This is a genomic window from Marinobacter sp. VGCF2001 (assembly GCF_049943275.1).
Lineage (GTDB): Bacteria > Pseudomonadota > Gammaproteobacteria > Pseudomonadales > Oleiphilaceae > Marinobacter.
Genome location: NZ_JBNFVX010000008.1, coordinates 87,301 through 112,785, shown reverse-complemented (window position 1 = coordinate 112,785; position 25,485 = coordinate 87,301). Strand labels below are relative to the sequence as shown.

Annotated in this window: 17 protein-coding genes; 13 read left to right on the top strand and 4 right to left on the bottom strand. The window is 58.7% G+C overall.

What is annotated here, in order from left to right; genetic code table 11:
- Positions 1-113: 113 nt before the first annotated feature.
- Positions 114-608, top strand: a complete 495-nt coding sequence (locus tag ACP2AU_RS10085) for a MarR family winged helix-turn-helix transcriptional regulator (RefSeq protein ID WP_426376004.1) — start codon at positions 114-116, stop codon at positions 606-608.
- 45 nt (positions 609-653) lie between these two features.
- On the opposite strand, the gene lon is transcribed toward ACP2AU_RS10085, so the two are convergent.
- On the bottom strand, positions 654-3,104 hold the full coding sequence (lon, locus tag ACP2AU_RS10080; RefSeq protein WP_426376003.1) for an endopeptidase La: 2,451 nt from the start codon (positions 3,102-3,104) through the stop codon (positions 654-656).
- A 137-nt stretch (positions 3,105-3,241) separates the two neighbouring features.
- Between lon and trxA the strand changes: the two genes are divergently transcribed.
- Positions 3,242-4,105 carry a thioredoxin gene (trxA, locus tag ACP2AU_RS10075; protein WP_426376002.1) on the top strand — a complete coding sequence of 288 codons (864 nt, stop codon included), beginning with the start codon at positions 3,242-3,244 and terminating at the stop codon, positions 4,103-4,105.
- A gap of 73 nt (positions 4,106-4,178) precedes the next feature.
- A complete protein-coding gene (locus ACP2AU_RS10070; protein ID WP_426376001.1) occupies positions 4,179-4,499 on the top strand; it encodes a hypothetical protein in 321 nt (106 codons plus the stop codon).
- Positions 4,500-4,543: 44 nt separating this feature from the next.
- Here ACP2AU_RS10070 and ACP2AU_RS10065 read toward each other — a convergent pair whose 3' ends face one another.
- Positions 4,544-5,908 carry a KamA family radical SAM protein gene (locus ACP2AU_RS10065; protein WP_426376000.1) on the bottom strand — a complete coding sequence of 455 codons (1,365 nt, stop codon included), beginning with the start codon at positions 5,906-5,908 and terminating at the stop codon, positions 4,544-4,546.
- Between the two features lie 622 nt (positions 5,909-6,530).
- Between ACP2AU_RS10065 and aceE the strand changes: the two genes are divergently transcribed.
- Positions 6,531-9,194 (top strand): pyruvate dehydrogenase (acetyl-transferring), homodimeric type, encoded by a 2,664-nt coding sequence (aceE, locus tag ACP2AU_RS10060; RefSeq protein WP_426375999.1) that lies wholly within the window; start codon positions 6,531-6,533, stop codon positions 9,192-9,194.
- Between the two features lie 10 nt (positions 9,195-9,204).
- Positions 9,205-10,854 carry a dihydrolipoyllysine-residue acetyltransferase gene (aceF, locus tag ACP2AU_RS10055; protein ID WP_426375998.1) on the top strand — a complete coding sequence of 550 codons (1,650 nt, stop codon included), beginning with the start codon at positions 9,205-9,207 and terminating at the stop codon, positions 10,852-10,854.
- A gap of 497 nt (positions 10,855-11,351) precedes the next feature.
- On the opposite strand, the gene ACP2AU_RS10050 is transcribed toward aceF, so the two are convergent.
- A complete protein-coding gene (locus ACP2AU_RS10050; RefSeq protein ID WP_426375997.1) occupies positions 11,352-12,491 on the bottom strand; it encodes a DcaP family trimeric outer membrane transporter in 1,140 nt (379 codons plus the stop codon).
- A gap of 183 nt (positions 12,492-12,674) precedes the next feature.
- Between ACP2AU_RS10050 and ACP2AU_RS10045 the strand changes: the two genes are divergently transcribed.
- The 6 genes from ACP2AU_RS10045 (at position 12,675) to astB (ending at position 20,544) form a co-directional block, all read left to right on the top strand.
- On the top strand, positions 12,675-14,138 hold the full coding sequence (locus tag ACP2AU_RS10045; RefSeq protein ID WP_426375996.1) for an exonuclease domain-containing protein: 1,464 nt from the start codon (positions 12,675-12,677) through the stop codon (positions 14,136-14,138).
- A 44-nt stretch (positions 14,139-14,182) separates the two neighbouring features.
- Positions 14,183-15,400 carry an aspartate aminotransferase family protein gene (locus tag ACP2AU_RS10040; RefSeq protein ID WP_426375995.1) on the top strand — a complete coding sequence of 406 codons (1,218 nt, stop codon included), beginning with the start codon at positions 14,183-14,185 and terminating at the stop codon, positions 15,398-15,400.
- Positions 15,401-15,568: 168 nt separating this feature from the next.
- Positions 15,569-16,585, top strand: a complete 1,017-nt coding sequence (locus ACP2AU_RS10035) for an arginine N-succinyltransferase (protein WP_426375994.1) — start codon at positions 15,569-15,571, stop codon at positions 16,583-16,585.
- A gap of 28 nt (positions 16,586-16,613) precedes the next feature.
- Positions 16,614-17,714 carry an arginine N-succinyltransferase gene (gene astA, locus ACP2AU_RS10030; protein ID WP_426375992.1) on the top strand — a complete coding sequence of 367 codons (1,101 nt, stop codon included), beginning with the start codon at positions 16,614-16,616 and terminating at the stop codon, positions 17,712-17,714.
- Positions 17,714-19,189 carry a succinylglutamate-semialdehyde dehydrogenase gene (astD, locus tag ACP2AU_RS10025; protein WP_426375991.1) on the top strand — a complete coding sequence of 492 codons (1,476 nt, stop codon included), beginning with the start codon at positions 17,714-17,716 and terminating at the stop codon, positions 19,187-19,189. The genes astA and astD overlap by 1 nt, the downstream gene beginning before the upstream one ends.
- Positions 19,190-19,203: 14 nt before the next feature.
- Positions 19,204-20,544 carry an N-succinylarginine dihydrolase gene (gene astB, locus ACP2AU_RS10020; protein WP_426375990.1) on the top strand — a complete coding sequence of 447 codons (1,341 nt, stop codon included), beginning with the start codon at positions 19,204-19,206 and terminating at the stop codon, positions 20,542-20,544.
- A gap of 22 nt (positions 20,545-20,566) precedes the next feature.
- Here astB and ACP2AU_RS10015 read toward each other — a convergent pair whose 3' ends face one another.
- On the bottom strand, positions 20,567-21,211 hold the full coding sequence (locus tag ACP2AU_RS10015; RefSeq protein ID WP_426375989.1) for a TetR/AcrR family transcriptional regulator: 645 nt from the start codon (positions 21,209-21,211) through the stop codon (positions 20,567-20,569).
- 165 nt (positions 21,212-21,376) lie between these two features.
- Between ACP2AU_RS10015 and ACP2AU_RS10010 the strand changes: the two genes are divergently transcribed.
- Positions 21,377-22,459: an efflux RND transporter periplasmic adaptor subunit gene (locus tag ACP2AU_RS10010; protein ID WP_426375988.1), complete on the top strand. Its 1,083-nt coding sequence runs from the start codon at positions 21,377-21,379 to the stop codon at positions 22,457-22,459.
- On the top strand, positions 22,459-25,485 hold the full coding sequence (locus ACP2AU_RS10005; protein WP_426375987.1) for an efflux RND transporter permease subunit: 3,027 nt from the start codon (positions 22,459-22,461) through the stop codon (positions 25,483-25,485). Before ACP2AU_RS10010 ends, ACP2AU_RS10005 begins: the two co-directional genes overlap by 1 nt.

Below are 25,485 nucleotides of genomic sequence, written 5' to 3'. Positions count from 1 at the left end.
ATGAGCGTGACGTTTGCAGGCTAAGTAAAATTGCCAACTTGCAATCGCTGGTACAAAGACCTCTAATAATTAGTGGTATAAATAACAGCGGCAAGCTTTTCCGGGGGACGGATGTGAACAGCTATGAACAGGTTTTGGTGGCACTGCGCCGGGTGATCCGGGCCACGGATCTCCATTCCAAGCGACTCAGCAAGCATGCCGGGCTGACCGGGCCGCAGTTGTTGATTATGCGCACCATCCGGGATCTGGGGGAGGTGACGATCGGTACCATTGCCGACAATGTCAGCCTCAGTCAGGCAACCGTCACCACGATTCTGGACCGGCTGGAGCTTCGCAAGCTGGTATACCGGGTTCGCAGCACCCGTGACAAACGCAAGGTTCATGCCCATCTTACTGATGAGGGCGCCGACATCCTGGCCCGTGCGCCCAATCCGTTGCAAGAGGACTTTATCCAGAAATTCCAGAGCCTGGCCGAGTGGGAGCAGACCATGATCCTCGCATCGCTGCAGCGCGTGGCCAACATGATGGATGCCGACGATATTGATGCCTCGCCGGTGCTCACGGTGGGTTCGGTATTGAAAGACGACGGCTGGAAAGAAAAGGCCTGATGGGGCGTTGGGGCCGGCCCGTTCGCGGGCCGACCTCAATACAGGCTAATGAACGCTTGAGCCCGTTTTCGGTTTGTGACCAAAGCACACCTGGAACACATCGCTGTAATGTTTGGCGAAGGTGACGGAAATTCCCTCCTTCAGATACTCTGGCAATTCCTCATAATCCCCACGGTTGGCGTCCGGCAGGATCAGGTTGTTGATCTTTTGCCGGCGCGCAGCGATCACTTTTTCCCGGATGCCGCCTACCGGCAGCACCTGCCCGGTCAGCGTAAGCTCCCCGGTCATGGCCAGATTCTGCTGCGGTGCCTCTTTGCGGGCAATGGACAGCAGAGCTGTGGCCATGGTGATTCCGGCGCTGGGGCCGTCTTTGGGGGTTGCGCCCTCGGGAACGTGCAGATGCACGAAAGATTTGTCGAAAAAGGTCGGGTCCCCTTTGAATCGCTTCAGGTTGGAAGACACAAAACTGTAGGCGATCTCGGCGGATTCCTTCATCACCTCGCCGAGTTGTCCGGTGAGCTTGAACCCGCGCTGGCTGCTGTGAATGCGTGAAGCCTCAATGCTCAGGGTGGCTCCCCCCATGGCGGTCCAGGCCAGGCCGGTCACCACGCCGGTACCTTTCAGGGATTTCTCTTTCTTGAATGCGGGCTGGCCAAGGTAGTCGGTCAAATCGCCCACGCCCACCCGCACCGGCTCATCCGGCTTTTCCAGCAGACGCACAATCCCTTTGCGGACAATCTTGTGCAGGAGCTTCTCAAGGTTTCGTACGCCGGCTTCCCGGGCATAACCTTCAATCACCTGGCGAATGGCCGCATCACTGATATTGAGCTGTTTCTTGAGCAGCCCTGCGCGTTTGAGCAGGCGGGGCACCAGGTAGTGTTTGGCAATGGCAAGTTTTTCCTCACCGATGTAACCAGACAGTCGAATCACATCCATGCGGTCCAGCAGGGGCCGGGGAATGGTGTCGAGCTGGTTGGCGGTACAGATGAACAGAACCTTGGACAGGTCCATGCGAACGTCGAGGTAGTGGTCCAGAAACTCCCGGTTCTGTTCCGGGTCCAGGGTTTCCAGCAGGGCCGATGCCGGGTCGCCCTGGTATGAGGTGCCTACCTTGTCAATTTCGTCGAGCATGATGACCGGGTTGGCGACTTTGCTGTCTTTCAGGGCCTGGACAAACTTGCCGGGCATGGCGCCGATGTAGGTTCGGCGATGGCCTTTGATTTCAGCCTCATCACGCATACCGCCCACGCTGAAACGATAGAACTCGCGGCCCAGGGCGTCTGCAACGGAGTGGCCAATGGAGGTTTTGCCCACGCCCGGCGGGCCGACCAGAAGCAGTATCGAGCCGCTGACTTCCCCTTTGAACGTACCCTCGGCCAGGAACTCGATGATGCGGTCTTTCACATCGTCCAGGCCATCGTGGTCCCGGTCCAGTATCTTGCGGGCCTGAACCAGGTCGAAGTGATCCTGCGAGTGCACGCCCCAGGGTACCTGGGTAATCCAGTCGAGGTAGTTGCGGGTGACACCGTATTCCGGCGAGCCCTGTTCCAGTATCTGCAGTTTCTGGATTTCGTCCTGGAACCGCTCCTGCACCGCTTCTGGCGGATTCAGTTTGGCCATACGCGCCTCAAACCGCTCGACATCCGCAGTCTTGTCGTCTTTGGCGATACCCAGCTCCCGCTGGATGACTTTCAGTTGTTCCCGCAGGAAGAACTCCCGCTGGTGCTTCTGTACCTTTTCGTTCACTTCCTCGTTGATTTCGGATTGCAGGCGCGCGACTTCCTGCTCCTTGCGCATCAGCAGGAGCACTTTCTCCATCCGCCTCAGCAGAGGGACTGTGTCCAGTACATCCTGCAGTTCCCGCCCCGGAGCGCTGGTCATGGAAGCACCAAAATCCGCAAGCGGCGAGCTGTCATCGGGGCCGAAGCGGGACAGGTACTGTTTTACTTCCTCGCCATAGAGCGGGTTGGTGCGCAACAACTCTTTGATGGCGCTGATGATCGCCAGCGTGTAGGCCTTGAGTTCGTCTGCGGGCTCTTCCGGCTCGTCCGGATATTCCACCTCGACGAGGTAGGGTGGCTGGCGACGAAGCCACTGCACGATTTTGAACCGTTGCACGCCCTGGGCAATAAACTGAACCTTGCCGCTGTCGTTCTGGGCATGGTGAACGCGGACGGCGCAACCTGTGGCTTCCATGTCGTCGCTTTCCGGAATGCCGTCTTCCGCTTCAGGGGTCTCAACAAAGCAGATGCCCAGAATCCGGTGATCGGTTTCACCGACCCGCTTCAGGGTTTCCTGCCAGGGATCCTGGTTGACTACAACGGGTTGTACCTGTGCCGGGAAGAAGGGACGGTTGGATACCGGCAGAACATACATACGCTGGGGCATGGACTGCCGGGGCAGCGCCAGACTTGTGCCGTTTTCGTCTTTGCCGATGTACTCGGTTACGTCTTCTTCAAATTCTTCCAGGGAGTCTTTGCGGTTCTCGTCATTCATACCGTGTCGCTCTCAAGGCGTGAGTGTTTATCCTGTTATGTAACGGCAAGTCCCGGTATTTCAAGCTGCTTGATTTTTCTCCGGGCAGTCCCATATAAGCGGTTAACGTCATTCATTCCAGTTCAGGTTCCAGATTCATGAGCAATTCGCCGTATATTTTCGATGCGACAGCCGACAACTTTCAGCAAGATGTGATGGATGCATCGGCCAACACGCCGATCCTGGTGGATGTCTGGGCGGAGTGGTGTGCCCCCTGCAAGCAGCTGATGCCGATTCTGCAAAAGCTGGCAGAGGAGTACCAGGGCAACTTTCGGCTGGCCAAAGTCAATGCCGACGAACAGCAGGAACTGACAGCCTCTCTGGGTGTACGCAGCCTGCCAACGGTGATCCTGGTGAAAAATGGCCAGGCCGTGGATGGCTTTAACAGTGCCCTTCCGGAAAGCGAAATCCGCAAGGTGCTGGAAAAGCACGTCGAGGCGCCAGCAGAAGATCCCTACGAAAAAGCGCATACCTTGTGGGAGTCGGGTGATCTGGAAGGCGCCCTGGCTATCCTGACGGAGCTGAATCAGAAAGATCCGGAAAACCTGGAGGTGTTGATCGACCTGGCTCAGCTGAAAGCCGAACAGGGGGATCTCGACACCGCCGAACAGGTACTCAACAGCCTGCCGCCGGAAGAAAAAATGCAGCACAAGGCCAAGCAGCTGGCCGCGCGGGTGAAGTTCCTGAAACAGTCCGGCGAGCTGCCGCCAGAGGCTGAGCTGGTGGAGAGGCTGGAAGCCAACCCGAAAGATCCGGAAGCTCTGCACCAGCTGTCCTTGCACAGGGTGCTGCAGGATAAAAACGCCGAGGCCATGGATTTGCTGATTCGCCTGATGCAGGCAGATAGCCTGTATAAAGACGGGATTGCCAAAACCACGCTGGTAGAGCTGTTCGAGAAACTGGGTAACAACAATCCGGATGTGCGCACCTACCGTAGGAAGTTGTATACCCTGATGCACTGACTCGCCGGAACGGTTTTACAGGAACACGAGCCGGTCGGATGCGTCGCCGACTGGCTCTTACCGCTGTACAACGATGCTTAAACTCCCGCCCCAGCCAGAACATTGCGAGCTTTGCGAACGTCCGGTAGCCAGGCTCACCCGCCACCACTTAATCCCGCGCCACCTTCACCGCAAGAAGCGGTTCCAGAAGCTTTTTTCAAAAGAAGAGTTGATTACGCGAACGCTCTGGGTCTGCCGCCCATGCCATAACACCATTCACAAGGCTCGCTCGGAATACGAGCTGGGAATGTACTACAACACGCGAGAGAAACTGATGGCGTTGGAGGAGGTGAGGGTGTTTGTTGAATGGATCCGGGAGAAGCCGGCGGGGTTTGTGCCTAAGAAGGGGCGGTAAGCAGGCCCGCCATGGGGCGGGCCTGTTCAGTTTGCGGGCAATGCTCAGCCATTCCCTTTCTGCATCGCCTCATACTCTTCTTCAAAGAAGAATTTCTCCTCCCCAAAGGCTGGTTCCAGCTCGTGCAGCCAGGTGGCTGTCTCGCTGTACTTGGCGAAGAACGGGCGCTGCACCCAGTCGGGGTTGCGGCCCTGCAGGAAGCGCAAGACGAAGACTTTTTCGCCCTTGATTTCAGTAATGCCCTGAATTTCCACCTTGCCGGGGCCGGCGCTCATGCTGGGGCCGCGGGCGGTGCGGGCCAGGCCGGATACCTTTTTCATGGCTTCGCGGTAGATGTGGTAGGCCTCGGCCAGGGGCACTTCGAAATAGTTCTTGGCCCCGGTGTCGCGCTCCACAAACATATAGTAGGGGATGATGCCCAGCTTCACTTCTTTCTTCCACAGCTTGGCCCAGGCGTCGGCATCGTCGTTTACGTGCTTGATCAGCGGGCCCTGGGCCCGGATTTCCGCACCGCTGGCACGAATGCGGCGAATGGCCTCTTCCGCGATGTCGGTGGTGATTTCTTGCCAATGGTTATAGTGGGCCATGATGGCTACGTGCTTGCCGCCATCGACCAGTTTGGCAAACAGTTCGATCAGCTCGTCGGCATCCTTGTCGGTCACGAAACGGTACGGCCAGAAGGTCAGGGCCTTGGTGCCGATGCGGATGGTCTGAATGTGGTCGAACTCCGGCTGCAGCAGAGGTTCCAGGTACTGCACCAGGTTCTTGGTTTTCATCACCATGGGGTCGCCACCGGTCACCAGCAGGTCGGTCATTTCGGTGTGCTCCTGCAGGTAGCCGTGCAGCTTCTCCGCATCGGTGCTGGCCATTTTCAGATCTTTGTCACCGACAAACTGCGCCCAGCGGAAGCAGAAAGTGCAGTAGCTGTGGCAAGTCTGGCCCTGGGATGGGAAGAACAGCACGGTCTCCCGGTATTTGTGCTGCACACCGTCCAGAACCTCGCCGTCCAGCTCCGGCATATTCATTTCCATCTGGCCGGCCGGATGCGGGTTCAGCTCGTCGCGGATTTCCTTGGCAACGGCCTGGATGTCTTTCTTGTCGGCACCTTCCCGGTGCATTTTTGCCATGCGCTCGAAATGCTCTTCCTTCAGCATACCCTTCTGGGGGAACACCAGCTGATAGAGCGGATCGTTGGGTACTTTGTCCCAGTCGATCAGTTCGTTGATCACGTACTCGTTCACCCGGAAGGGCAGCACGCTGGCAACAACTTTCATCTCGAACAGCGTCTCTTCCGGGAGGTTCTGGATAACCTCAATCTTGTCGAGCTGCTTGTCCGTGTACACCTTGAAGCGGCGTTCTTCGAATTCCTGAACCGGGATGCGGTTTGGAAAGGTGACGATGGAGTTCATAGATCGCCCTCTGTTGTGTGCCCAAGACAAAAGGAGGCGTGCCTCCTTCACTGGTTAAAAAACGGGCGGCAAGTATACATAAACGGATGTTTATTTTCAGGTCTAATTAATAAAGTATCTCGCGGGCGATCGAGGTAGAATTAAAAGTTTATAAAAATCAATGTTTTGAGTTTTTATTATCTGCCTTATGTGTGGCTTCAAGCCCATCGAAGCTTAGTGTTTCTATATAAAGGGTTGGCGTGGAGGGTTCGACCTTCGTCGGAGACCTGTTGTCCCAGGGGGCGAATGCCGCCATTATTCCGTAAGTAATCGAAAAAATAACCAATAAAAAGCGATTAAAACGGTTGTTTGTTTGTTTTTTGGGGTTGTTTTGTAGTAAAAGAACGAAAGTTTTCTGTCATGCCCGCATGGCCGCAACTCTGCCGTCCGGCAGGAAAAACGGGAAAGCTGTTCTATGCTTGAGAGAGGTCAATCGGGCAGATCAGCCTTTCTTTCAAGCTAAGGTTTCTACAAAAACGACTGCATATCACCGCAGCTTATCGACTTCGCACCGTTTAGGGCCACTGATCGTGGCTGGCGATGCACTTTTTGATGCACTTTTTAATGCCAAGTGGAGGGTTTGATGTACCAGGATGATGATCCCATTGAAACCAGTGAATGGCTGGATGCGCTGGAATCTCTGATCGAGAACGAAGGCGTAGACCGGGCCAAGTACATACTGGAACGGCTCTCCGAGCGTGCCAGCCGCGATGGCACTGAGTTGCCTTACTCCATTACCACGCCGTTCAGGAATACCATTCCGGTCACCCAGGAATCCCGTATGCCCGGCGATCTTTTCATGGAGCGTCGCATTCGTTCCCTGATTCGCTGGAACGCCATGGCGATGGTGGTGCGTGCCAATAAGCGCCCGGGGGATCTCGGCGGGCACATCTCTACCTTCTCCTCGGCCGCCACACTCTATGATGTGGGCTTCAACTATTTCTTCCATGGCGGCGGTGAAGAACGCGCCTCAGACCTGGTGTATTTCCAGGGTCACGCATCACCGGGTATTTACGCCCGTTCCTTCCTGGAAGGTCGGTTCAGCGAAGAGCAACTGGACAAGTACCGTGAAGAGGTGGACGGCGAGGGCCTGTCATCCTATCCGCACCCCTGGTTGATGCCGGACTACTGGCAGTTCCCGACAGTCTCCATGGGCCTGGGGCCGATTCAGTCTATCTATCAGGCCCACGTCATGAAGTACCTTCACAGCCGTGAGCTGATCGACATGGATGGCCGCAAGGTCTGGGCCTTTGTGGGCGACGGCGAGTGTGACGAGCCGGAAACCCTGGGCTCCATTTCCAAGGCTGGCCGTGAAAACCTGGATAACCTGATCTGGGTGGTGAACTGCAACCTCCAGCGTCTGGATGGTCCGGTCCGGGGCAACGGTAAAATCGTCCAGGAACTCGAGGGCGTGTTCCGTGGCGCCGGCTGGAATGTCATCAAGGTTGTCTGGGGCCGGATGTGGGACCCGCTGTTCGATAAAGACGAAGACGGCGTAATGCAGCGGGCCATGGACGAGCTGTGTGACGGTGAGCTACAGAACCTGACTTTCAAAGGCCCGGCGTTCCTGCGCAAGGAATTCTTTGGTAAGCACCCGGAGCTGGCCAAGCTGGCGGACAACCTCTCGGACGAAGACATCCAGAAGCTGAACCGTGGCGGCCACGACCCCTACAAGGTGTATGCGGCCTATCACAAGGCGGTGAACCAGGCGAATGGCAAGCCGACGGTTATCCTGGCTCATACCATCAAAGGCTACGGATTTGGCGCGGCGGGCGAAGCCCAGAACACCGCCCACTCCCTGAAAAAGCTGGACATCGATACCCTCAAGGACTTCCGTGACCGTTTTGGCGTGCCACTGAAAGACGAAGAACTGGAAGAGGTACCTTATTATCGTCCGGCGCCGGACAGCCCCGAACTGGTTTACATGAAGAAGAAGCGGCAGGAGCTGGGTGGTTTCTATCCCAAGCGCAACAAGGACTGCCAGCCGCTGAAAATCCCCGAACTGGATATTTTCAAGCAGGTTCTGGACGGCTCCGATGGCCGCGAGATTTCCACCACCATGGCGTTTGTGCGCATCCTCAGTGCGCTGGTGAAAGACAAGCGCATTGGCAAGCGGGTGGTACCGATTGTTCCGGACGAGGCCCGGACCTTTGGCATGGAAGGTATGTTCCGCCAGCTGGGTATCTACACGGCGGAAGGCCAGAAGTACGTGCCCCAGGACCGTGACCAGATCATGTATTACCGGGAAGACAAAAAGGGGCAGATCCTTCAGGAAGGCATCAACGAAGACGGTGCCATGTCTACCTGGATGGCTGCGGCCACTTCCTACAGCACCAACAGCTTCCCGCTGATTCCGTTCTACGTGTTCTATTCCATGTTCGGGTTCCAGCGCGTAGGCGACCTGGCCTGGGCGTCCGGCGATATGCAGGCACGTGGTTTCCTGATCGGGGGTACCGCCGGCCGGACCACGCTGAACGGCGAAGGCCTGCAGCACCAGGACGGGCACAGCCACATTCTGGCCAACACCATTCCCAACTGTAAAGCGTACGATCCGTCTTACGGCTATGAGATGGCCGTGGTGATCCGCCATGGTATGAAAGAGATGTTCGAGGATAACCAGAACGTCTTCTACTACCTGACCATCGAAAACGAGAACTACGAACAGCCAGCGATGCCCAAGGACAGCGAAGAGGGCATCATCAAAGGGATGTACAAGTTCGAGTCCGTTGAAACCAAGGGCCGCAAAAAGAGCCCACGGGTGCAGTTGCTGGGCTCCGGCTCCATCATGAACGAGGTTCGCGCCGCGGCACAGATGCTGAAAGACGACTGGGGCGTCGCTTCTGATGTCTGGAGTGTGACCAGCTTTAACGAACTGGCCCGCGATGGCCAGCACGTGGAGCGCTGGAATCACCTGCATCCGGATGACAAGCCGCGCAAGGCCTACGTCACTCAGTGCCTGGAAGAAGCCGAAGGGCCGGTGGTGTCGTCTACCGACTACATCAAGCTGCATTCCGAACAGCTGCGGGCGTTCATCCCCAAGACCTTCATGACACTGGGCACCGACGGCTTTGGCCGCAGTGACACCCGGGAGAAGCTCCGTAACTTCTTTGAGGTAGACCGTTACTATGTGGCGGTCACCGCCCTGGCGGCCCTGGCCAAAGATGGTGAAATCAAGCAGGAACAGGTTCTCGAAGCCATGCGCAAGTACGGAATCGATCGCAACAAACCGAACCCGGTGCTGAGCTAAGGAGACCGCCATGAGCGAACAGGAAATCAAGGTTCCCGATCTCGGCGGCGCTGATGAAGTCGAGATCATCGAAATCATCGTCAGTGAAGGGGATTCGGTTGAAGAAGAAGATCCGATTCTGACCGTCGAATCCGACAAAGCCTCGGTAGAACTGCCGGCCCCGGCGGCCGGCAAAATCACCAAAATCACGGTCAAGGTGGGTGATAAGGTAAAGGAGGGCGATGTTATCGGTATGTTGTCTGCCAGTGGTGACGCTGGCGGCTCGGACGATGCCAGGGAAGACACGCCGGAAGAAGCGCCAGAGCAAACGTCTGACGCCAAGTCGGAGGAAGCCGCGCCGGCGCCGAAACAGAAAAAGTCCGGCGGTTCCCGCACCGAAGTGGTGAAGGTGCCCTCGCTGGATGGCTTTGACGATGTGCCGGTCATTGAAATCAACGTGGCCGAAGGCGACACCGTGGATGCCGAGGACGCACTGGTTACCGTGGAGTCTGACAAGGCCACCATGGAAGTACCTTCGCCTTACGCGGGCAAGATTGGCAAGATTCTGGTGAAAGAAGGCGACAAGCTGTCTGAAGGCTCTGACTTGCTGGAAATGACCATCGAAGATGAGGGTGACGACGAGGAAGAGGATTCCGCTGCCGGTGAAAGCCCTCAAGCGGACAACCAGGAGCATGAGCCGGCACCGAAAGAGAGCAAGCAGGAGTCCGCGCCTCAGCCGCAGGGTTCCACTTACGAGCCGCCCTCGCCAGGCACCAAGGTGCATGCCGGCCCGGCGGTGCGGAAACTGGCCCGGGAACTCGGTGCAGACCTCACCCGCGTGAAAGGCTCTGGCCCGAAAGGCCGTATCATCAAAGACGATGTACACGCCTATGTGAAGAGCCAGCTGCAGCAGGCACAGCAGGGTGGCGGCGTTGCGACTGGCGCCGGTATTCCCGGAGTGAAGCTGCCGGACTTTAGCCAGTTTGGTGAAATCGAGCGTGAGGGAATGTCACGCATGATGGCGGCCACCGCCACCAATATGCAGCGCAGCTGGCTCAACGTCCCGCACGTGACCCAGTTCGACGATGCCGACATCACTGAAATGGAAGCCTTCCGCAAGAGCCAGAAAGCGGCCGGTGAAAAGCGCGGCGTGAAAATGACCCCGCTGCCGTTCCTGCTCAAGGCTTGCGCCGCAGCACTGGCGGAACTGCCCCAGTTCAACGTGTCGCTGGACATGGAACGCAAAGAGGTGGTGCGCAAGAAATACATCCACATCGGCATTGCCGTAGACACACCTAACGGATTGATGGTGCCAGTGATCCGGGATGTAGACCAGAAAGGCCTGTGGGAGCTGGCAGCTGAAAGTGCTGAACTGGCTCAGAAAGCCAGAGACAAGCAGCTCAAGCCGGCAGAAATGCAGGGCGCCTGCTTCACCATTACCAGCCTGGGCGGTATCGGTGGCACTGCGTTTACGCCCATTGTGAATACGCCCGAAGTGGCGATTCTGGGCGTGTCCAGGGCGGCCATGAAGCCGGTGTGGGATGGTAAGGAGTTCCAGCCACGGCTGATGCTGCCGCTGTCGCTGTCCTACGACCACCGGGCGGTGAACGGGGCGGATGCAGCCCGGTTCACCAACCTGCTGACGCAGCTACTGGGAGACATTCGTACGCTGCTGCTGTGAGCTGGTCGACGCTGTCGAAGGCACTTGCAGAGGTGCCTTTGAAACAAGAACGGGCTATCCAGGAACGGATAGCCCGTTTTTTTTTGGTATGGCTGCCCGTGGCGCTGGCAGTCGGGCCGCGGGCGAGCTATCAGTTAGCGAAGAACATCCAGTCGAAGTAGTCGTGCAGGTCCTGAAGCACTCGAGCTTCGGCGGGCTGGGTCAGTTCGAACAAGCGGGATTGGTCTTTGGCGAGTTTCATGGCATTACCTCACGGTGCAGTGATGAATGTGTGAAGTCACTGGTGTCAGCCGTCCAGACTTCTACAGTGATTGCTATTGCATTCGCTGTGCCAGAAAATCATCCCAAGTTAGTAGATTGAGTTTGTTGATTTTTTTGTTGGTGGAGGGAATGCGGTAGAGGCAGGCCTGAACGTTTGTGGTGCCAGTGCACCAGTCTGGAACGAAAAACCCCGGCCGAAGCCGGGGTCGTTCTGAGCTAACTTCTGAAAGGAAGGATCAGAAGCTGTACTGCGCCAGGAACATCAGACGGTTGGCATCGCCATCGTCACCGCCCTGAGTTTCGGTTTCCAGGTAGGCGTATTCAACGCCCATCTTGACCTTTTCAACCGGGCTCCACTGGTAGTTCAGGAATGCCATGGTGTTGGTGTCGGTGACGGCGCTAGTAAGCGCGGTATCATCGACCGCATCATCCAGGTCTACGGTGGCCATGCCATAACCCAGATTTACCGAACGGCCACCACCTAGGCTGACACTGGCACCAATCGCACCACCATAGGCCTCAACGGTCTCGATATCGTCGTCTGCATCAACGTAGGCGTCGTACTGGCCGAAGTTTCCGCCGGCACGGTAGACATAACCGGTCGCACCGTCACCGTAGTTGATCGCACCCTGAATGGAGATCATGTCGGTCACGGCAAATTTACCAGCGAGAAAGGCTGCATAACCGATCGCTGAGTCATCGTCTGAGCCAGTATCGTATGCAGTCTGCTTAACCATTACGGCCGCTGAGTAAGCCAGGCCGCCCGCCGAATCTTCCATGCGGGCGGTAAATGCTGGCGTGCCACTTTTTGTGTCTTTCAATTCGGGGTCGCCATCAGCATCGAGGCCGTTACCCACGCTGTTTGCAGGTTCTTCCAGTGATACTGAAAACGGCCCGGATGTGTAACGAATCTGCTCGGTCCTGCCCTGCGTGCCGGCGAGTCCCGGCAGGCTGTCGAAATCAAGACCAGAGGTGTTGCCGACGAAACTGTTGTAGTTCGACCAGTTGCGACCGATCAATACACCCTGATATTCACCATAAGCATGGCGCAAGCGAGGCTCGAGACTATCGTTATTGTCGAAATCAAACTCGACAACGACCTTCACATCCTGGGGGGACATAACAGACAGGCCGATCCGGCTGGTGTTAGCGTCCATGCCGAAATGGCCATCGGCAGTGTCACCGCTGCCGGTAGAAATGCTGGAAAAATTACCGGACTGGCCGCCGGAGGCGATATCCTCGTCAATATCATAGGAAGCGGCAACTCTGGCGAAACCGTACAGGTTGGCCTCGTAGCCTCCAGTTCCAAAGCTTACCGCGCCCGCCTGGCCTGCCATGCCAAAGACTGTCGCAGCCGCCGTTGCACGGATTGCCATTCTTAATTTGTTACTTTGCATCGTTGTTGTCTCCACACATTTATTGTTGTTGGACCCACACCCAAAGTAGTTACCAATCTGTGACAATTCAAACAGAATTGGTGATTATTTAGACGAATGTCTATAGGCCTCCGATGCCCGTGTGGTGGCATCCGCAGGTGCGATTTGGTCGTATGGTAAAAGATGACATTCAAACAGTCGGTGCTCTCTGAGCACACCTTCGCCTTTATCGATATCGAAACCACGGGCGGCAATGCCCAGCGCGACCGAATCACCGAAATCGGTATCCGGTTCTGGCGCAATGGTGTTGTAGTCGGGCAGTGGCAGACCCTGTTAAATCCGGAAACCCGAATTTCCGGGTTTATTGAACGGCTTACCGGCATCTCCAATGCCATGGTGTCTGAGGCTCCGCGGTTTTCAGGCCTTGCCGACGAACTGGAGCAACAGCTCGAGGGCTGCATCTTTGTTGCCCACAACGCCCGGTTTGATTACGGCTTCATCAAAAGCGAGTTCCGCAGGCTGGGCCGGTCATTCAGCGCCCGAGTGCTGTGCACCGTGCGACTGTCCCGGGCCCTGTATCCTGAAGCCAGGCGACACAACATGGACGCGCTGATCGCCCGGCATGACCTGCCCGCTGTTGAGCGCCACCGGGCCATGGGCGACGTGACCGCCATGCTGGCCTTCTTTCAGCATACCTTGGCTGACCGCGGAGAGAGCGCAGTTGCCGGGGCGGTCAACCGCTTGCTCCAGCGCCCCAGCACGCCCTCGAACATCCCGCCGGATATGTTAACCGCACTGCCGGCCAGCCCGGGCGTGTACCGGTTTTATGGCGACAACGACGCGCTGCTGTACGTGGGCAAAAGCACCAACATCCGCCAGCGGGTGGCATCGCATTTTTCAGGCGATCACCAGAGCAGCCGGGGCATTCGCGTGTCGGAGAGTTTGCGGCGGGTGGAATATACCGAAACCGCCGGTGAGTTGGGCGCATTGTTACTGGAACTCAAGCAAATCAAAACCCTGAGTCCGCTGTACAATCGTCGCTCGCGAGCCGCCAAGAGCCTGGTGAGCCTGAGCCTTCAGCAGAACGCGGAAGGCTATCTGACAGTCGACCTCGTTCGGGAGATCCTGCCAGAACGGTTAGGTGATTACTTTGGCCTGTTCAGGAGCCAGCGGGATGCACTGAACGCCCTGCGGGGAATCGCCGGCAAAAACGACCTTTGCGGAAAACTGCTGGGCCTGGAACCGGCAGGCCCCGGCCCCTGCTTTCAACGCTCGCTGGGCCGCTGCAAGGGCGCCTGCGAAGGGGCCGAAGACATCACCCGCTATAACCTGCGAATGCAAATCGCCTTTCACAGCCTGCGCCTGAAAACCTGGCCATGGCCGGGCCCGGTGGCGTTGATCGAAGACAACCCGGAAACAGAACGCAGCGAATGGCTGATCATCTGGAACTGGATTCATATCGATACCCTGAACGATCATCAGCACACCGAAGCCGATCTTGAGCAATACCAGCCGCGCTCTGGGGCGGTTACTTTTGATCTTGATTCCTACAAGCTGCTGGTAAAAGCGCTTCTGGGAAAAGACCGAAACCGTCACCGCATCATCGAGTTACCGGCGATATCACAACCGGCTGTTCTTATGCCCTGAGTGGCGTATTATGGGGAGGAATCCATCCACTCAGAGAGAGATCCATGAACAGAGAACCTGTCTCCCGCGAACTTTTTGACGATGTCATGGTGCCCAACTACGCCCCCGGAGCCATCATCCCGGTGCGAGGCGAAGGCTCCCGCGTGTGGGATCAGGAAGGGCGAGAGTTCGTGGATCTGCAGGGCGGCATTGCCGTCACCAGCCTGGGCCATGCGCACCCGGGGCTGCTGGGCGCTCTGCAGGAGCAGTCGGAGAAAATCTGGCACCTGTCGAACGTCATGACCAACGAGCCAGCGCTGCGGCTGGCCAAAACCCTGTGTGATCACACCTTTGCCGAACGGGTATTCTTCGCCAACTCCGGTGCCGAAGCCAATGAAGCGGCGTTCAAGCTGGTACGCCGCTACGCCTGGGACCATTATGGCCCGGAAAAAAACGAGATTATCTCGTTCCGGAATTCCTTCCATGGCCGCACCCTGTTCACCGTCAGCGTGGGTGGCCAGCCCAAGTACCTGGAAGGCTTTGAGCCGGCGCCAGGCGGCATCCATCACGCCGACTTCAACAACCTCGATTCGGTAAAGGCGCTGATCTCCAAAGAGAAAACCTGTGCGGTGGTGGTTGAGCCGATTCAGGGCGAGGGTGGCGTTATGCCGGCGGACCCCGACTTTCTGCAAGGGCTGCGTGACCTGTGCGACGAGCACGATGCGCTCTTGGTCTTTGATGAAGTGCAAAGCGGGGTTGGCCGCACTGGCCACCTGTACGCCTATGAAATGTACGAGGTTGTACCGGATATCCTGACCAGCGCCAAAGGCCTGGGCGGCGGCTTCCCGGTGGCGGCCATGCTCACCACCGCCAAAGTTGCGGCAAGCCTCGGCGTGGGCACCCATGGCAGCACCTACGGCGGCAACGCCCTGGCTTGCGCCGTGGCCCAGAAAGTTATCGACACCGTCAGCCAGCCGGAGATCCTCAAGGGCGTGAAAGCGCGCTCCGACAAACTGCGCAAAGGCATGATGGACATCGGCGAACGCTATGGCGTGTTCTCTGAAGTCCGCGGTGCCGGCCTACTCCTGGGTTGTGTATTGACCGAGCAGTGGCAGGGCAAGGCCAAGGACTTCCTGAGCGCCGGCCTGGATGAAGGCGTGATGGTACTGGTGGCCGGAGCCAATGTGGTGCGGCTGGCGCCTTCGCTGATCATTCCGGAAACGGATATTGACGATGCATTGGAAAGGTTCGAAGCTGCAGTGAAGAAGGTTTCGGCCAAGTAATGCTTAGCCCCTGGAGCTGGATTCCCCTTCCGGAAATTTCGGAGGCCATGGATGGCCGGAGAGAAGCTCACATGGATGTGCTCGTAGCGGTTTCCGGAAGGGGAATCCAGCTCCAGGGGCGGGCGAGTCGGCTCCAAAAATCCTGATGGTTCGATAGAGGAGCGCATCATGTGGCGAGTCAGACCAGCCAAACTGGATGACCTGCAACAAATCCTGGACATAGCCGGCGCCCAGACCGCCAGGCTCTCATCCACCTTGCCCAAAACGAAAGAAAACCTCGCCCGAAAGATTGAGCACTCCCGGGCCTCGCTGGCCGAACAAGAACCCGCCGGCACCCCCCGCCGCTTCCTGTTCGTGCTCGAAAACACCGACACCGGCGAAATCGCCGGCACCGCAGGTATCGACACCCGCGCCGGCAACGGTCAGCCATTCTATAACTACCGGCGCGACTATCTCGTTCACGCCTCCCACGAACTCAACGTCTCGCGCCGGGTCGAAGTCCTGTACCCGAGCCACGCCCTGACAGACCTGACCTTACTGTGTGGCTTCACCCTGAAAGAGCCGCACCGAAACACCCCCGTGTTCGAATTACTGTCCCGGGCGCGGATGATGTTCATTGCCAGCCACCGGGAATGGTTCACCAACCGAACGGTGGTTGAAATCCAGGGCATACAGCATGAAAACGGCAGCGTGCCCTTCTGGGACAGCCTCGGTCGACACTTCTTCAATATGGATTTTGAAACCGCCGATCAGTATTCCGGCCAACTCAGCAAAACCTTCATAGCCGAACTCATGCCGCCGAACCCGGTGTACGTCACCCTGCTCGATACCGCCGCCCAGGACGCCATCGGCCAGCCGCACCCGTTGACTGAAGCCAACTACGACTTGCTCCAGCGGGAAGGCTTCCAGCCTGGCTGTTACCTGGATATTTTTGACGGCGGCCCCGTTATGGAGGTACGTACCGACAGCCTGAAAACCCTGGTAACCAGCCAGCCCAAAAGGTTACATGGCAGCCAGCAGAACCACGGCGAAACCTGCCTGATCAGCGCTGGCGAGGGCCAGCACTTCCGTTGCGTGCTGACCCCCGTTGCCGAGACCCTGGCCGACGATGTCAAGGTTCCGGTAAGCACCTGGCATGGCCTGGAAAGCAATGCTGGCGATCCGGTAAGGATTTCACCCCTATGAGCACGTATACAGTGAGGAGGGCGTAAATATGCTGGTTATCCGCCCGCTGCAGTCAGACGACCTCGACGACCTCTACACCATGGCTCAGAACGCCGGCAAAGGTCTGACCACCCTGCCGGCAGACCGCGCGTTACTCCAGCGTAAGATCGATCGGGCCCGGGAAGCGTTCAACCAGCGCTGCGCACCGGAGGCAGCGCTCTATCTCTTCGCACTGGAAGATACCCGCACCGGTAAAGCCGTGGGCATCAGTGGCATCGAAGCCCGGGTGGGGCTGGAAGAGGTGTTCTACAACTACCGCCTGAGCGTCACCGTGAATGCCTCCAGGGAGCTCGGTGTCCACGTGCGAACACCCACGCTTCACCTGTCGAACGACATGACGGATACCACCGAAATCTGCTCGCTGCTGCTGTCCAACGATTATCTGGGTGGGGGAAACGGGCTGTTGCTGTCGCGCTGCCGGTTCATGTTTCTTGATGACTTTAGCAGCCATTTTTCCGAAAAAGTCTTTGCGGAAATGCGGGGCGTTTCCGACAAGAACGGGCTCAGCCCGCTATGGGATGCCCTGGGCCGCAAGTTTTTCGACATGGAATTCAGCCAGGCCGATATGCTCTCCGGGCTGGGCAACAAATCGTTTATTGCCGAACTGATGCCGAAATATCCAATCTACCTGCCCATGCTGCCGGACAGCGCGCGTGCGGTCATCGGCCGGGTGCATGACAACACCCGGCCGGCCCTGAAAATGCTTCAGGCGGAAGGCTTCAACTTTAATGGCATGGTCGATATCTTCGATGGAGGGCCCGTTGTTGAGGCCTTTGTAAATAACATAAGAACGGTGCGTGAAGCCGGTAACCGTGAGGTAAAGGTGGTTGAATCCTCCGCTACACTCGATGTGCCGGCAGAGCAGCGAATGATGATCTCGAACCGTTTGTTCCGGGATTTTCGGGTAACCACGATTCCCATGGACTGTGTCGAGACTGATACCGTGAACCTGACAAGAGAAATGGCCAACGCCTTGTTGGTAGAGGCGGGCGATGTAGTGCGTCTTGCTCCCCTGAAGGACGTCGGCCTGCCGCCTATGCAACGAGTGCAGGGGCACACAAACGATTCCGAACCGGGAGGTGACAGCTAATGGCAAACCTGACAGGCAATCTTTACATCGACGGGCTCTGGTTACAGGGCCATGGTGCGCCGTTTGAATCGCTTCAGCCGGTGACCGGTGAGACCGTCTGGGACGGAAATGGCGCCAGCCTTGAAGATGTGGACGCTGCAGTGCGGGAAGCCCGCAAGGCGTTCCTGACCTGGCGCCGGAAAACTCTGGCCGAACGCCAGGCCGTGATCGAGGCCTTTGGCGAGCTGTTGGCGGAAAACAAAGAAGAGCTGGCCCATCAGATTGGCCGGGAGACCGGCAAGCCGCTCTGGGAGTCGCGCACGGAAGTGGCTGCGATGATCGGAAAAATTCCGATCTCAATCAAAGCCTACAGTGAACGCACGGGCCATACCGAATCCGAGGCCGCCGGCGGTCATGCGGTGCTGCGCCACCGGCCCCACGGGGTGGTGGCTGTCTTCGGCCCCTACAATTTCCCGGGGCATTTGCCGAACGGCCACATGGTGCCTGCCTTGCTGGCCGGTAACACCGTGGTGTTCAAACCCAGTGAGTTGACGCCCGGCGTTGCCGAGCTGACGGTCAGGCTCTGGGAGAAGGCCGGCTTGCCGGATGGGGTGATCAGCCTGTTGCAGGGCGGCTCCGACACCGGCAAATGCCTGGCCCGGCATCCACTGATCGACGGCCTGTTCTTCACCGGCAGCTCTACCGTCGGACATCTTCTGCATGAGCAGTTCGGGGGCCAGCCCGAGAAGATCCTGGCACTGGAAATGGGCGGTAACAATCCGCTGATTGTCCAGAACGTATCGGACCTGGACGGTGCCGTTCACCATGCGCTGCAATCGGCCTTCCTCTCGGCGGGGCAGCGTTGCACCTGCGCCCGCCGTTTGCTGGTGCCCAAAGGCAAGAAAGGCGATGAATTCCTGGCGCGACTGGTGGCGGTGGCCGCTCGGGTGACCGTGGCGGAATTCGATGCCGACCCGCAACCGTTCATGGGCTCGGTCATTTCGGCCGAGGCCGCAGAGAAACTGCTTGCCGCCCAGGCCGGAATGCTTGAAAAAGGGGCCAGCCCGTTGCTGGAAATGAAACAACTCAAACCCGATACCGGCCTGTTATCGCCGGGTATTGTGGATGCTACGGGCATTGGCCTGGAAGACCAGGAGTACTTCGGGCCGCTGCTAACCGTGTACCGCTACAAAAGCTTCGACGAGGCGCTGGAGCTGGCCAACGACACCCGCTACGGACTGGCCGCGGGCATCCTCACCGACGACAGGAAGCTCTATAACCGCCTGGTTGAGGAAGTGCGGGCCGGTATCGTGAACTGGAACCGGCCGCTTACCGGTGCCAGCAGCGCGGCGCCTTTCGGCGGTGTCGGTGCCAGTGGCAACCATCGCCCGAGTGCCTATTACGCGGCGGATTACTGTGCGTGGCCGATGGCGTCTCTGGAAGCGGGTAAAAGTGAACTGCCGGACACCCTGGCTCCGGGCCTGAATTTCGACTAACAGGAACAGCTGTGATGGCTAAGCACGCGGTAGAAGCAAACTTTGATGGCCTGGTGGGGCCTACCCACAACTATGCCGGATTGTCCTGGGGGAATGTGGCGTCAAAATCCAACGTCAATTCCGTGGCCAATCCCCGGGAGGCTGCCCTTCAGGGCTTGGAAAAGATGAAAAAACTGGCGGACCGCGGGTACGTACAAGCTGTCCTGCCGCCTCATGAGCGCCCTCATATACCAACACTCCGGGCTTTGGGCTTTGAGGGTAGTGAGCGCCAGGTACTGGAGGCCGTAGCCAGGGCCGATCCGGCGATCCTGGCGGCGGTATCGTCAGCGTCATCCATGTGGACGGCCAACGCCGCCACCGTGTCGCCGAGTGCCGATACCGCGGATCATCGGGTGCACTTTACCCCGGCCAATCTCAGCGCCAAATTTCACCGGTCGATCGAGCATCAGGTAACGGGCCGGTCACTGAAGGCCATTTTCGGCGACGAAAGTTATTTCGCCCACCATCCGGCCTTGCCATCGGTCAGCCATTTTGGTGACGAGGGGGCGGCCAATCACACCCGTTTGTGCAGTCGCTACGGCGAGCCCGGTGTGGAGTTGTTTGTCTACGGGCAAGAGGCTTTTAACGAGTCTGCCCCTGCTCCGGCCAGGTACCCGGCGCGGCAAACCCTGGAGGCCTCCCGGGCCATTGCCCGCCTGCATGGGCTGACCGATCGCCATGCGGTATTCGCCCAGCAGAACCCGGCGGCCATCGATGCCGGCGTGTTTCACAATGACGTTATTGCGGTGGGCAACGGTAACTGCCTGTTCTACCACGAGCAGGCTTTCCTGAATGAAGCGCAGGTGCTGGCGGATATCCGGGAGCGTTTGACCGGTACGGATCTGGAAGCGGTCCGCGTGTCGTCAGAGCAGGTGCCCATTGAGGATGCCGTGTCGTCGTACCTGTTCAATAGCCAGTTACTGAACAGTGCCGATGGTATGCTTCTGGCGGTGCCGGGTGAGTGTCGGGAGGTGCCCTCTGTCAGCCGGTACCTGGACGAGTTGGTGAAGACCAACACACCCATTACCGGCGTGGAGGTGTTTGACGTCAAGCAGTCCATGCGCAATGGCGGTGGCCCTGCCTGTTTGCGTTTGCGGGTTGCCCTCAATGATGAGGAGCTGGGTGCCATCAACCGCGGGGTGATTCTGACCGATGAGCTCTACCAGCGCCTTACCACCTGGGTTGAGGCGCACTATCGTGACCGGTTGAGCCAGCAGGACCTTGCAGACCCGATGCTGCTGGATGAGGTGCGTAAGGCTCTGGATGAGCTGACCGCCATTCTGGGGCTCGGCAGTATCTACGACTTCCAGTTGTAAGGTGCCCCGGGAATCAGCCTGCTCAGTGGGCTGATTCGCTCGAAATGGAGCGAGTCAGCATATCCATGGTGTGGCGTATCAAGGTCTCAGAGGGGAATTCGTCGCTTTGCGACAACTCGGCCTGGCACAGCATGATAACGCCATGCAGTGCGCCGCGAAGATACAATGCAGTGCGGGCGGGTGAGCTGATTCTCTCCTGGCTGATGGTGCCGTCTTCCAGCCCCTGACGAATGGCGGTCTCCATCAGCATCATCAATTCGTTTTTCGAGCACAGCATATCCCGGGCCTGGTCGCCTTCGGCATCGGCGATGGCCGTGGAGGCTTTGGTCAGCGCAGTAAAGTAATCCGGCACCTCCACGTAAAAGCGATAGTAGGCCTCGCCCATGGCCCGGATTTTCCCCAGGCCGGTGCCGGTGTTCTCCAGCGCCCGTTCGAAGCGGCTAACCAGATCCTGGCCTGCCCGCAGCATGATGCCGCGCTGAATAGCGGCTTTATCTTTGAAATAGACATACAGCAGCGCCCGGCTGAGGCTGGCGGTGCGGGCGATATCGTCCATGGAGGTCCGTTCGTAGCCTTTTTCGGAAAAAACCCGTTCGGCGGCATCCAGAATGGCCTCGTGCCTGGCCTGCTTTTCCCGTTCCCGTCTTGATTTCAGCGGTTCATTCATACTGCTTCCGAGCTGTTTGGCTGTGGCGACATGATAACTGAAATTCGATGAAAGCCGATTATTGACAATTTGTCAAAGAGTGACATCATGTCGAAAACAATGGCCAGCCTCCGACGGACCGGAGAGCAACAATTAACCATGTTCAGGGAAAGGGGTCGGAACACTATGTCTCTCATGCCACATCACTCACCGTTTGCACTGGTCAGCGTTCTGCTGGCTGCTTTCATGATCTCCGGTTGCCGTGGAGGTGGGTCTGAATCCGCCGACAGCGGTTCTGTCTCTGTGCGAGTGGCCGAGGTGGCCGGCGGGAAGATGGAAGAAATTCCCTTGCGCTTTTCCGGTATTGTCCGTGCCGCCCAGCGTGCAACCCTGACTTTTCAGGTCAGCGGCACGCTCAAGGAGAGGCCGGTAGAATTAGGCCAAAGCGTAAAACCAGGCGACGAGTTAGCGCGTTTGTATAACCCGGCTCTGGAGCCGGCACGGGATTCCGCTGCGGCGCGCCTGGAAGAGCTCAGAACGCAATTCGAGCAGGCCCAGCGGGAGTGGGAACGGTCCAGCCGGCTTCACCAGCGGGGCGTGGTCTCTGAACAGACCCTGGAACAGATTGCCGCCCGCCGGGATTCCCTGAGGGCCAGTATGGCCACCGCAGAAGCGTCGCTGGCGGAGGCCACGCGGTTGCTGGAGGAAAGTGTTCTGGAAGCGCCATTTGCCGGGCAGGTGGAGGCATTGCTGGTAGAGCGGGATGAATTCGTTGCGGCGGGCCAGCCGGTTATGCGCCTGTCATCGCCACTGGGGCGGGAAGTGGAGGTGCGGGTGCCCGCGCACCTGCTCAACCATGTGCGTGTTGGTCAGTCATTGCCGGTATGGCTGGTGCAGGATCGAAACCGAGAGCCTGCCACCGGGACGGTTGTGGAAATTGCCCAGGGCAGTTCCATCCGCGGTGAGTTGCATCCGGTTCTGGTCAGCCTGCCCCCCAATTCGCTGTCCTCTGGCGAGCCGGTAGAGGTTGGCATTGCTCCGGTTCGGGAATCGGCGATTACCGTGCCGCTGCTGTCGGTTGTGCGGGATAGCGTGGGAACCAGCGTGTTTCGGGTAAAAGATGACATTGCCCGGCGGGTACCGGTAGAGGTTGACCGGGTTATCGGCGAGCGTGTGATGGTGCACCCCGGCGCTCTGGCGCCCGGTGACCAGGTGGTATACGCCGGTATGACCCGGTTGGTGGATGGCGACACCGTGGAGGTACGCTGATGACTCGCCGCCTCCTGAATTACCAGCGCTTGCTGGGCATGGTGGTGACCATGCTGTGTTTACTGGGCATCGCAGCCTACAGCACGATGCCCAGGCAGGAAGACCCCAGCTTTCCATACCGGGCAGGCATGGTGACGGTGAGTTACCCCGGGGCAAGTGCCGAGGCGGTGGAGCGCCTGGTGCTGCAGCCGCTGACCGATGAACTGCGACAGGTGGAAGAACTGGACTGGAGCCAGGGTACGGCGAGAACCGGCGTGGCCCTGGCCCGGTTAAAATTGCGCGACCGCATCTACGATACGGATTCCGCCTGGGACCGGGTGCGTCAGGCGATGGAACGTGCGCGACAAGACTTCCCGGACGACGTTGGCCTGATGGAGCTGGACGACCGGCTGATCGACATCCCTGCCGTGGTGCTGGCGGTGGGTGGTTCGCCCTCCGTCACCGAGCTCTCCGAGGTGGCTGAGCGTTTGAAGCAGAATCTGCTCGATATTCCGGGCATTTCACGGATTGAGCTTGAAGGTGATGCCGACGAGCAGATTACTCTGGCGCTTGATGACGCCGCTCTTTACCGCCTTGGTGTCCCGCCCAAGCGCATACTCGACACCCTCGCGCGCCGAAATCAGACCATTCCCGGCGGGTTCGTGGTGGTGGAAGGAAAACGGCTCTCGGTGTTGCCCAATACCGAGTTCACCGACATAGACGCCATCCGCGCCACCCCCATCGAATTGCCGGATGGCTCCCAGGTGCCGCTGGCGGCCGCTGCCGAGGTCTGGCGTGGGCCGGCGGAGCCCCGGCAACCGGAAACCTGGTTTGATGGTGAGCGGGTGGTGCTGCTGTCCATCATTATGGAAGAGGGCACCACCGATGCGATTCGCTTCGGTGAGCGCATCCGTAACCGGCTGGAACAGGTTCGGGGTGACTTCGAGCCCTACGACATCCGGGAAATGTTTTTCCAGCCTGACAAGGTCTCCGATCGCCTCGATGACCTGGCCTGGAGCCTGGTGCTGTCAGTGCTGATCATCGTGGCGGTGGTGTTCACCGGTATGGGCATTCGCATGGGGCTGTTGGTGGCATCGATTCTGCCCATGGTGGCACTGATCAGTGTGGGCTTCTACGACCTCGGCGGCGGCGTGTTGCACCAGATTGCGGTGATCGGGATGGTGATTTCCCTGGGTATCCTGATCGATAACGCGATTGTGGTGGTGGAAAGCATTCAGGGCTACCTGGATGAGGGTATGCGCAGACTGGATGCTCTGCGCAAAGCGGTTGGTGAGCTTGCGGGCCCATTGGGAGCCTCGACCGGAACCACCCTGGCCGCTTTCGCGCCCCTGTTGATGGCCAAGGGCGGGGCCGCTGATTTCACCCGGGGCGTGCCGGTGATGATCATGCTGACCTTGTCCGTCAGTTATTTGCTGGCCATTTCCGCGGTCCCTTTGCTGGCAGCGCGGTTCCTCAAACCCCGGCGTAATGTACAACGGGATCGGCTGATTGGCCTGGCGCGCTACCTTGGCAGTCTGGTCTACCGGTATCCGGGGCGCCTGATTTCCATCGGCGCGCTGCTGGTGGTGATCAGCCTGGGCATGACGCCGTTCATGGCCCAGCAGTTCTTCCCCAATGCCGACCGGCCCCGGGTGATTGTTGAAATGTATATGCCCGAGGGAACCGACCAGGCACGGACAGCGGAGGTGGCTGCAGTGCTGGAGCAGGCGATCCGCAGCCGCCCGGAAGCGCTGGAAGTGCACCGTTTTGTCGGTTTTACCGGGCCATCGTTTTATTACAACCTTCAGCGCTCTCCCCAGGCGCCGAATCGTGCCCGCCTGGTGGTGCGCACGCCAACACTGGCCGACACCACGGACCTGGTGCAGTGGATTCGCGCCGAAGCGGCCCGGTCCATGCCGGAACTGAACATCACCGCCGGTATTCTGGGCCAGGGCCCCCCGCGGCCGGCCCCGGTGGCCGTGCGAATCTTCCATCCGGACGATACCACCCGTGCCCGCGCGACCGAGCAGGTTTTTGCTATCCTGCGCGGGGTGGAAGGCACCGTTGATGTTCGCCACGATCTGGACATTGGGGTGCCCAGTATCGCCATCAATGTCGACGATGCCACCGCCGCACGATACGGGCTGACCCGTGCTGACGTTGCCCAGAGCCTGTATGGCCAGAGTTACGGCGCTGTGGCGGAGCGTTATCGCCAGGAAGAGGATCCTATTCCAATTGTGCTGCGTTCCCGGGAGGGAACCTCGCTGTCCCTGTCACGCCTGTTGTCGGTCAACAGCTACAATGACCGGGGAGATGCCATTCCGCTGTCAGCCGTTGCGACCGTGGATACCACGTGGGAGCCGGCCGCGGTTTACCTGCGTAACGGCGTTCGTGTGAATACCGTCAGTGCCAATCTGGAGGATCATTACAGTTTCAGCCAGGCACTGGACGGCCTTTATGCCGGGCTGGAGCAGAATCCGTTGCCGGAGGGTACTCGCCTGGATATGGGCGGCGACGCAGAGGGTTCCGACCGGGCCAACAGCGCGTTGTTGACGGCCGCACCCATGGGAATGTTGCTTTTGCTGTTTTTCCTGTTGCTTCAGTTCAACTCCTTCCGACGGGTGGGCATCATTCTGTTAACCGTGCCCCTGGCCACGGTGGGCATCTTTCCGGGCCTGGTGTTGTCAGACTCCCCCTTCGGCTTTCAGTCGCTGCTTGGTGTGATCGCTCTGGTTGGTATTGTGGTAAACAACGCCATTGTGCTGCTGGATGTGATGGATCGGGAGCTGGAACGCGGCCGGGCGATTGCCGATGCGGTACGCACCGCCGTAGAGCGCCGAACCCGGCCTATCCTGTTGACAACCGCAACCACCGTTGCCGGCTTGCTGCCCCTGGCCTTTTCCAGTTCCACGCTCTGGCCGCCCATGGCCTGGGCGATTATCAGTGGCTTGCTGGCTTCGACGGTCCTGACGCTGCTGGTTATTCCGTCGGTGTGTACCAGGCTGATCAAGCTTCCAGTGGCAGACCCGGAGAACGCCCCCGCCTGA